General features: G+C 74.6%; 8 protein-coding genes (1 of these 8 only partly in view). 2 read left to right on the top strand and 6 right to left on the bottom strand.

Annotated elements, in window-relative coordinates; genetic code table 11:
* Both LCE31_RS26670 and LCE31_RS26665 read right to left on the bottom strand, forming a co-directional pair.
* Nucleotides 1–222: the 5' portion of a glycoside hydrolase family 2 protein gene (locus LCE31_RS26670; protein WP_263632327.1), read on the bottom strand. It extends 4,038 nt beyond the left edge of the window; only the first 222 of its 4,260 coding nucleotides appear in the window; its start codon is at nt 220–222; its stop codon lies off the left edge, out of view.
* 289 nt (nt 223–511) lie between these two features.
* Nucleotides 512–2,503: a heavy metal translocating P-type ATPase gene (locus LCE31_RS26665; protein WP_225018524.1), complete on the bottom strand. Its 1,992-nt coding sequence runs from the start codon at nt 2,501–2,503 to the stop codon at nt 512–514.
* Between the two features lie 95 nt (nt 2,504–2,598).
* Here LCE31_RS26665 and LCE31_RS26660 point away from each other — a divergent pair, with 95 nt between their 5' ends.
* A complete protein-coding gene (locus tag LCE31_RS26660; RefSeq protein ID WP_225018512.1) occupies nt 2,599–3,048 on the top strand; it encodes an ArsR/SmtB family transcription factor in 450 nt (149 codons plus the stop codon).
* 98 nt (nt 3,049–3,146) lie between these two features.
* Here LCE31_RS26660 and LCE31_RS26655 read toward each other — a convergent pair whose 3' ends face one another.
* From LCE31_RS26655 to LCE31_RS26645, 3 genes are all read right to left on the bottom strand, one after another.
* On the bottom strand, nt 3,147–4,244 hold the full coding sequence (locus LCE31_RS26655) for a CU044_5270 family protein (protein WP_225018510.1): 1,098 nt from the start codon (nt 4,242–4,244) through the stop codon (nt 3,147–3,149).
* Nucleotides 4,241–4,960, bottom strand: a complete 720-nt coding sequence (locus LCE31_RS26650) for an RNA polymerase sigma factor (RefSeq protein WP_225018508.1) — start codon at nt 4,958–4,960, stop codon at nt 4,241–4,243. Before LCE31_RS26650 ends, LCE31_RS26655 begins: the two co-directional genes overlap by 4 nt.
* Before the next feature lie 84 nt (nt 4,961–5,044).
* Nucleotides 5,045–5,665, bottom strand: coding sequence for a TetR/AcrR family transcriptional regulator (locus LCE31_RS26645; RefSeq protein ID WP_225018506.1), 621 nt, complete (start codon nt 5,663–5,665; stop codon nt 5,045–5,047).
* 114 nt (nt 5,666–5,779) lie between these two features.
* Between LCE31_RS26645 and LCE31_RS26640 the strand changes: the two genes are divergently transcribed.
* Nucleotides 5,780–7,495, top strand: coding sequence for an FAD-dependent oxidoreductase (locus LCE31_RS26640; protein ID WP_225018504.1), 1,716 nt, complete (start codon nt 5,780–5,782; stop codon nt 7,493–7,495).
* Nucleotides 7,496–7,591: 96 nt separating this feature from the next.
* Here LCE31_RS26640 and LCE31_RS26635 read toward each other — a convergent pair whose 3' ends face one another.
* Complete coding sequence (locus LCE31_RS26635) at nt 7,592–9,154, bottom strand: CehA/McbA family metallohydrolase (protein WP_225018522.1); 1,563 nt, start codon at nt 9,152–9,154, stop codon at nt 7,592–7,594.
* Nucleotides 9,155–9,186: the final 32 nt, after the last annotated feature.

The raw sequence follows: 9,186 nt of genomic DNA, 5'->3' as shown, positions 1-9,186 counted from the left end.
TTTGGCGCCCCGGGCGGGGGGGGCCTGTACCCCCCTGGCCCGGTGGGGGTTTGGGCGCCCGCGGCCGCCCGGGGGCGCGGGGCCCGGCCGGGGGACGGCGGCCGAGGCCCGGTCGAAGCGCTGGAGCCCGAGCGCGGCGAGAGTGGCGGCACCGGCGGTGAGGACCTGGCGCCTGGTCGGCACGAGGGCCGCGCGGGAGGCCGGGGGAACGTGTTCCTGCATTCGCGTCTCCGTCGTCGGGGGAACGGTTGGGGGCGCGGCGTGGCCCGGTGCGCCCGGGACGCCGCGTTACGCGATGGACACTTATTATGTTGGCGAAGGCAACTTATTGATGCTACGGGCGAGTTGACAAGGTGCCCGTCCGTAAAGCTTCGATGATGTCGGCCTTGGGGTGACGGGGTCCGGGAGCTGCGGGAGCGGGCGGAGTCGTCCCGGTCGCGGTTTGTCAGGGCTCCGAACTAATAGGCCCGGCCACGGTGTTGACGTCGCGCGGAGACGGGTGCGGAGGCCCTCACCGCCCCGGGCCGGAGCGGGCCCGGCGCCAGGCGCCCTCGCGCAGCAGGCGCAGCCCGTTGAGTCCGACGATGACGGTGGAGCCCTCGTGGCCGAGGACGCCCAGCGGCAGCGGGAGGCGGCCGGCCAGGTCCCAGGCGACCAGGCCCGAGATGAACACGGCGGCGATCACCAGGTTCCACACCACCAGGGACCGGGCGCGGCGGGACAGCGCCACCACGGCGGGGACGGTGGCGAGTTCGTCGCGGACGACGACGGCGTCGGCGGTCTCCAGGGCGAGGTCGGAACCGGCGCGGCCCATCGCGACGCCGCTGTGCGCGGCGGCCAGGGCCGGAGCGTCGTTGACGCCGTCGCCGATCACCAGCACGCGCCGGCCCGCCCGCTCCCACTCGCGCACGGCGGCGACCTTGTCCTGCGGCAGCGCTCCCGCGCGGACGTCGGTGATACCCACCTCGGCGGCCAGCTGCCCGGCGGCGCGGGGGTTGTCACCGGTCAGCAGCATCGGGCCCCGGCCGGTCAGCGCGGCCAGGGCGGCGACGGTCGCGGCGGCGTCCTGGCGCAGCCGGTCGGCGATCCCGAGCACGCCGACCGGGACGCCGTCGCGCCGCACGAGGACGGCGGTGTGGCCGCTCTCCTCCAGCGCGCCCGCGATCGCGGCGGCGTGGGGCCGAGCCGGGCCGGCGGTGTCGGCGAGGAGGCGGGCGGGGGCGCCCACCTCGACGGTCGCCCCGGCGACGGTGGCACTGACCCCGGCCCCGGGAGCGGAGGTGAAGTCCCGGGCGGCGGGGACGTCGAGGCGGCGTTCGCGCGCGGCGTCCACCACGGCGCGTGCCAGCGGGTGTTCACTCGGGTGCTCGGCCCCGGCCGCCAGGGCGAGCAGGGTGTCCTCGTCCAGACCGGCGCCGTCCAGCGGCCGGACGGCCCTGACACGCGGGGTGCCCTCGGTCAGGGTGCCGGTCTTGTCCAGCGCCACCGCGTCGATCTGGCCGAGCCGCTCCATGACCACGGCGGACTTGACCAGCACGCCGTGGCGTCCCGCGTTGGCGATGGCGGACAGCAGCGGCGGCATGGTGGCCAGCACCACCGCGCACGGGGAGGCGACGATCATGAACGTCATCGCGCGCAGCAGCGACCCGGTCAGCGGCGCTCCGAACGCCCACGGGACCAGGAACACCGCCACGGTGGCCGCCACCATGCCGAGGGAGTAGCGCTGTTCGACCTTCTCGATGAACAACTGCGTCGGCGCCTTGGTCTCGGAGGCCTCCTCGACCAGGGCGACGATCCGGGCGATCACCGAGTCCGAGGCGTCGCGCCCGACCTCCACCCGCAGCGCCCCGGTGCCGTTCAGGGTGCCGGCGAAGACCTCGTCCCCCGTCTCCTTGGCCACCGGCAGCGGCTCGCCCGTGATGGTGGCCTGGTCGACCTCGCTCGCCCCGCCCACCACCCGGCCGTCCGCGCCGATCCGCTCGCCCGGCCGGACCAGGACCGTGTCGCCGACCGCCAGGCAGGCGGTCGCCACACTCTCCTCCGCACCATCGTCGCCCAGCCGGGTGGCGGTGGCGGGCGCGAGGTCCAGGAGGCCGCGCACGGCGTCCCGGGTGCGGGCGGTGGCCAGGGCCTCGAGCGCCCCCGAGGTGGCGAAGATGACGATCAGCAGGGCGCCGTCCATCACCTGTCCGATCGCCGCGGCGCCGAGAGCGGCGACGATCATCAGCAGGTCCACGTCCAGCGTCCGTTCCTTCAGGGCCCTGAGCCCGGCCCAGCACGGCTCCCAGCCGCCGGTGGCGTACGCGAACGCGTAGAGAGGGCCCCAGAGCCAGGCGGGGGCCCCGGCCGGCCGCAGGGGCAGCGCGGCCAGGAACAGCACCAGGGAGGCGGCGGCCCACCGCGCCTCGGGCGACGCGAAGACCCGCGTCCTGTGACGCGCGGCGGGGGCGGCGCTCTCGCCTGCGGGGGCCCGGACCGGGCGCTGGGTGAGGGTGGAGGACATGGCGGCGGCGTCCCTTCGGGCAGGCATGGGCGACCCGTCCACCGTACAGGAATGATTGAAGAGTCGTTCATGCGTTCATTACGTACGATGGTCGCATGGGCCACGGAGCGAACACCCCCTACACCGGCAGGCCGCCGCGCACCCCCCTCACGCCCGGCAACGCGCAGCAGGTCGCCACGACGCTCCAGGCGCTGTCCACCCCCTCCCGGCTGCTGATCCTGGCCCGGCTGCGCGAAGGGCCCTGCGCGGCGACCGAACTGGCCACGGCCGTCGGCATGGAGCAGTCCGCCTGCTCCCACCAACTGCGCCTGCTGCGCAATCTCGGCCTCGTCACCGGCACCCGCCAGGGCCGCTCCGTCGTCTACTCGCTCCACGACAACCATGTCGCCGCCCTGCTGCCCCCGGCCGTCTCCCCCGGGCACCCCCGGCGGCGGGGCCCCCCCCCCCCCCCGCCCGCGCCCCCCCCCGCCCCCCCCGCCGGGGCCGTACGGCGAGCGGCGGCCACACCGGTCGCACCGGCCGCACCGGTCGGCGCGGTCGATTAGGCCGACTGGTCCGGGAGGGGCGGCGGTTCGGCAGGGGCCTCGGGTTCGGGAGGGACCTCGGGTTCGGGAGGAGCCGTGGGTTCGGGAGGGGGCGCGGGTCAGCCGGTCGCGGAGGTGCCGTCGTTCTTCTCCGGCAGCATGCCGTGCTGGTCGACGACGCCGCGCTGGAGGATGGCGACGGAGCCGGACAGGACATCCGCCCTGCCGGGCTCGTGGTCGGCGGTGGTGTACGAGCGCGAGCCGATGAACCGCAGGCTGTGCTTGTCGAAGATCCACACGTCGCGGCTCGCGGAGGAGGCGTCCTCGCGGGTGATGCCGATGCCGTGGCGGGCCGCCGCGTCCACCGCGTCGGGGACCTCCCGCACACCGGGGATCTCGGCCATGGCGCGGTAGAAGGCCGCCTCGTTCTCTGCGGGCATGACGTTCGAGCTCAGGATGCCGCCGATCATCTCGAAGACCGCCTGGTCCCTGGACTCGTGCCCGTCCGCCCCGCTGTGCGGGGCCAGCACCTTCAAGAGCGCCCCGGGGTCCGTCGGCAGGGAAGCCAGCCACCGGTAGGTGGGCCGGTCGAAGCCGGGGGCCTCGGCGCCGCTGCTGTCGGAACCGTCGGGCACGGACGTCTCGATCGGGATGTCCTCACCGGACATCTGGGCGTCCTTGCCGGTGTCGCGCATCCAGCCGACGACGGTGACCGGAGCGGGGTCCTGCGCCATCCACTGCTCGCTCTTGTAGGGCTTGCCCAGCTTCACGGGTCCGCCGAAGGCCCCCGTGTTCTCCTGGACGAGGCTGCGGACGTAGACGAACTGGCTGTCCTTGACCGGTGCGACGTCGGTCTTCAGGGAGGCGTCGGCGATCCGGTGGAGCGCGGTGACGGCCCCCGGCGCGCTTCCCGAAGGTGCCGCGGGGGACGCGGGGTTGCCCCCGGCCACGCCGGTCAGGGTGAGGGCCAGGGCCCCGGCCAGGGCCAGCGAGGCGGCCGGCACGAGCACGCCGGGCCGCAGCGGGGGGCGCCGGGGCGGGGGGGCGGGCGGGGCGGCGGCGTCGCGGTCGTGGTCGATGTGCTGCATCAGGACGTCCTTGTAGTGGAGGTGACGCTCCGGGGGGAGGTCGAACTCCACGGGCCGCGGCAGCAGTCGGGCCAGTTCCTCCACGTCGTTCGGCCGGGGGCCGGGACGGGACGGTCGGGCGCCGTTCATGAGTTCTCCTCCCGAAGGGGCAGGGCCGCGAAGGCGGCTTCACTTCTTCCCTCTCCGCGGCCCTTGCGCAGTTCCCGCCGTTCCTGCCGTACGTGGCGTTCCTGGCGTACGGGGCGTACGCGGCGTTCCTGATGTGGCTGGTGTTCTTGGCGTACCTGATGTTCCTGGCGCTCCTCGCTGAGCCTGCCGAGGCGGGCGCGGGCACGCGAGAGGCGCGACCGTACGGTGCCCACCGGCACCCCGAGCGCCTCGGCGGCCTGTGCGTAGTCCAGACCCGACCACACGCACAGGGCGAGCACTTCCCGTTCCTGGCGGCGCAGCGCGCTCAGTGCGGCGTGGACCGCCGCCAGCCTGCGGGCGTCGTCGAGGCGGCCCGCCGTCTCCTCCGCGAAGTCGGGCACCGAGGGCGGCGGCCGGTGCGCCAGGAAGGCGAGGCGCCGCCGGAGGCCGCGGTTGGCGTTGTACGCCTTGTGCGTCGCGATCCCCAGCAGCCAGGGCGCGAGCGAACCGCCCACGGGCTCCAGCCGGTCCCGGCGCGACCAGGCGGCCAGGAACGTCTCGGACATCACCTCCTCGGCGGCCGACCAGTTTCCGGTCAGCCGCAGGGCGTGGTTGTAGACCGCCGACGCGTGCTCCTCGTAGAGATCGGCGAACGCCTGGCGGTCCCCCGCCCGGATGCGCGCACGCACACCGTCTCCGTCGTCTGTGACCCTCATACCCCTTGTCTCTCCGCGGTGCGGCAGGGGTTCCTGTGGCGTGGCTCACGCCCCCCGCCGCACCGGCGGCCGGGCGCCGGCTGCTCAGTCCGCGCCGGCCTGGTGATCGCGTACGAGGGGCAGGAAGAGTTCGTCGACGATCGACCGGACACGTGCGGGCCGCAGCGGCTCCAGATCCATGAGCATGTCGTGCCGCGCCAGGTCGTACGGCATGGCGAGCACGGCTGAGGGGATGCGCCCGAGGTCGATCTCGCCGCGGTCGTGGGCCCGTTGGTAGACGGTGCGTACCGGTGGGAGCCGCCGGGTCTCCATGATCTTGTCGCGCGCCTCGGCGGGGGAGAGGCCGCTGTCGGCGAGGAGGCCCGAGAAGGCGGCGGCCGCGGCGACGGCGAAGAAGCCGGCCAGGGCCTCGCTCAGCGCGGTCAGATGGGCGATCAGGTCCCCGCGCAGGGTGCCGGTGTCGGCGGCGGCGACCGGATGGGTTTCCCGGTGGTGCTCCATCGCGGCGAGCACGAGCTGGTCCTTGTTCGCCCAGCGGCGGTAGAGCACGGCCTCGCTGGTGTGCGCGCGTACGGCGATCGACTCCATCGTCAGCCGGGCGTACCCGGTCTCCACCAGCTCGTCCCATCCCGCGGTGAGCAGTGCGGACTCCAGCTGCTTGCCGTGCCGGCGGCGGCGGACGGGTTCGGGTGCGTCGGTAACCACAGGTCCACGATAGAAAGGTTTGCCTTTCTTGGCAACGATCCCTATGGTGCTGAGAAAGGGATTACTTTCTTATGGACTCCTCTCCGGTGGGTTCTTTCTCAGGCAGGAGGCGGGATGACCGACCCGATGAGCACGGGCACGAGCACGAGCACGAGTACCGGCACGGGCACGCGTACGGATACGGCTACGAGCACGGGTACGCGTACGGACACGGGAACAGGCACACGAACGGAGCCGTTGCCGCAGGCGCCGGACGCGCCGGACGCCCCCGCGGTGCTGATCGTCGGCGCGGGTCCTACAGGCCTCACGCTGGCCTGCGAGCTCGCCCGCAGAGGCGTCGCCTTCCGCCTGGTGGAGGCCGCTCCCGGCCCGCGGCCCGGCTCGCGCGGCAAGGGCGTCCAGCCGCGCACCCTTGAGGTGTTCGACGATCTCGGCATCGTGGGCGGCGTGCTCGCGCACGGCCGGATGGCCATGCCGATCCGTACGACCGCTCCCGACGGCCGGGTCACCGTGGACGGCGCCGAGCCGCCCGCGGCCCGCCCCGACATCCCCTACGCGGCGAGCCTGATCACGCCCGAGTGGCGGATCGAGGAGGCGCTGAGGTCCCGGCTCGCCGAGCTCGGCGGCGCCGTCGAGTTCGGCACCGCGCTGCGCGGCTTCGAGCAGTCGGACGGGGGCGTGTCGGCCGTGGTCGTCAAGGACGGCGAGGCGGCGACGGTCACCGCGCGGTGGCTGGTCGGCTGCGACGGCGGCCACAGCGTGGTCCGCAAGGGCGCGGGCATCGCCTTCGAGGGCGAGACCCGCGAGGAGGCGCGGATGATCGTCGCGGATGTCCGCGTCGAGGGGCTCGACCGCGACGTCTGGCACATGTGGCCGCACGCGGAGGGCTTCGTCAGCCTCTGCCCGCTGCCCTCGACCGACGTGTTCCAGTACCAGGCCACCATCGCGCCGGGCCAGGACCCCGCGCTCAGCCTCGCGAACATGCGGGCGATCCTGGAGCGGCGGAGCGGCAGCACCTCCATCCGTCTCCACGAGCCGGAGTGGTCGTCGCTGTGGCGCGCCAACATCCGCCTGGCGGACCGCTTCCGCGAGGGGCGCGTGTTCCTCGCGGGCGACGCGGCGCACATCCACTCGCCCGCCGGCGGCCAGGGGATGAACACTGGTATCCAGGACGCGTACAACCTCGGCTGGAAGCTCGCGGCGGTCGGGGAGGGTGCCTCGCCGGATCTTCTCGACAGTTACGGGGCCGAACGGCGGCCGGTCGCCGTCGGGGTGCTCGCGCTCTCGAACGCGCGCCTCAAGCAGGCGCTCGACCAGAGGAGCATCCCCACCCGCGGGGACGCGAGCACGCGGCAACTGGGCGTGAACTACCGGGGCTCGGTCCTGGCGCGCGACGACCGCGACGAGAGCGCCCCGCTGCGCGCCGGGGACCGCGCCCCCGACGCGACCGGCCTCATGACGGCGGAGGGCGAACGCCGGCTGTTCGACCTGACGGGCGGCGGACGCTTCACCCTGCTGGACTTCGGGAGCGACGCCGGGGGCGTGGCCGGGACCGCGCCCGGCTTCCGGGCCGCCCCGCGGTCCGGACTCAGGACGCTCCGGGTCGTCGAGTGGCAGGCGGGGCAGGCGGGGCAGGCGGGCCACGGCGCTCTCCCCGGGCAGGACCTCCCGGGTGCCACGTCCGTCGCCGACACCGAGGGCCAGCTCGCCGCCGCGTACGGCGCCACCGATCGCACTCTCGTCCTGATCCGCCCCGACGGCTATGTCGCGCTGATCTCCGACGCGGGTGACGTCTCAGCGGTGTCGGACCATCTCGCGGCGATGGAGTGAGCGGCAGCGGGGCGGGCGCGCGCCAGGAGCGGGCCGGGCGCGCCGGCGAGACGGTCCGGCGCGCCGGAGTACCGCCGACGCGCCCGCCCCGTGCGCTCAGCCGCCCGTGCCCGGCGACGCGGCGCCCAGGAACACCGGGTTGGTGAACGCCGCGACCGCGCCGGGGAGTCCGCCGTCCTGTGCCGTCGCCGGGTGGCGGACCTCCGCGCGTACGTAGCTCGCGTACTGCGGTGTCGTCGTCCACTCGACGGTCGCGGAGCCCGACGCGCCGATCGGGGACGGCGCCGTGAACAGCGTGCCCTGGTCCGTCACGAACCGCACGGTGCAGCCGGGCGCGCCGGTGACCTCCAGGCGTACGGTCACGTCGTCGCCCGGGCGCACGCCGGTCAGCCGGTCCCCGATGCCGGCCTGCCTGCCCCGGCCGCCTGACGCGGTGAAGGCGAGGGAGACCGCCGACGACTCGGCCACATAGCTGTGGCCCGCGCGCAGCCCCGCGAGGACGGCCCTCCTGCTCAACTCGTCGGCCAGCACCACCGTCTGGGGCAGCCCGACGACGTCGGGGTCGCGGTGCGCGTCGCTGTCGCCCATCGCGGGCGTCCAGGCGCGGCCCGAACGCACCGACGCGATCAGGCTGTTGTCCCAGTCCGCGAGGGAGACCTCGTCGTCCGGGGTCCAGGGGCCGTTCCAGACCTCCACGGCGTCCGCGTCGGCGAAGCCGTACTTCCAGTTGCAGCCGATGCAGGTCTGGTGCGGGTGCGCGGGCACGACGATGCCGCCCGCCGCCCGGACCGCGCGGGCGTAGTGGCCGAAGCGGTTGTCGCGGGCCCGGTAGCGCCAGTCCACGAACGTGCCCGGGTCGGGGGAGAGGGCGAGCACGTGACCGTTGCGGGTGGTGATCTCCTCACCGACGAGGATCAGCAGGTCGTCGCCCCACAGGCCGTCCCAGGCGCGGTGTGCGGAGGTGGTGTTGTGCTCGCTGCTGTGGATGAAGTCGAGACCGGCGGCGCGGGCCAGCGCGGCGATCTCGGCGGGCGTGCGCCTGCCGTCGGAGTGGACGGAGTGCAGGTGGCAGTCGCCCCGGTACCAGGCGGGCCCCGGCCTGCCGGCGCGGCCCTTCGCGCGCTCGGGCGGGTACACGGGCCGCGGCTCCGGCGCCTCGGCTCCGTACGTGAGGGTGATCGTCACCTCGTACGGCAGGCCCTCGGGGGCGACGGTGTACGGGCCGAGCGCGACATGCCAGGTGCCGGGGCGCACCGGGCCCCTGAGGTAGCCGGGCGTCGCGTCGTCGGAGCGTACGAAGAACTCCGTGCGCGCGCCGCCCGACCAGCCGCGGAAGCCCGCGCCGCCGAGGTCGGTGCCGCGCTCGTCGAAGAGGCCGATGTCCAGTGCGTTGCCCTGGGTCCCGGTGGGTACGGCGGGCTTGTCGTACGTGTAGGCGACGTGCACCTCGCGGACACCGCGCGGCACCTGGAAGGGCAGGTACACGAAGTCGGGGGAGCCGGCGGGCAGGGTGCCCGTGACGGTTCTGGCGACCTGGCCGCCGGAGGCGCCGGAGCCGCCCGCGGTCCCGGAGCCGGGGGCGGCCGGGGCGCCGTCCGCTGATGCGTCGTTGGCGAAGGTCACGGTGGACAACGTAAGCGCGGCGGCGCCCGTCACCAGGAGACCGCGCCGGCCGGGGCGGTCTCCTGGTG

The organism is Streptomyces sp. 8L, assembly GCF_020176795.1.
Lineage (GTDB): Bacteria > Actinomycetota > Actinomycetes > Streptomycetales > Streptomycetaceae > Streptomyces.
This window is presented reverse-complemented; position numbering and strand designations above follow the sequence as displayed.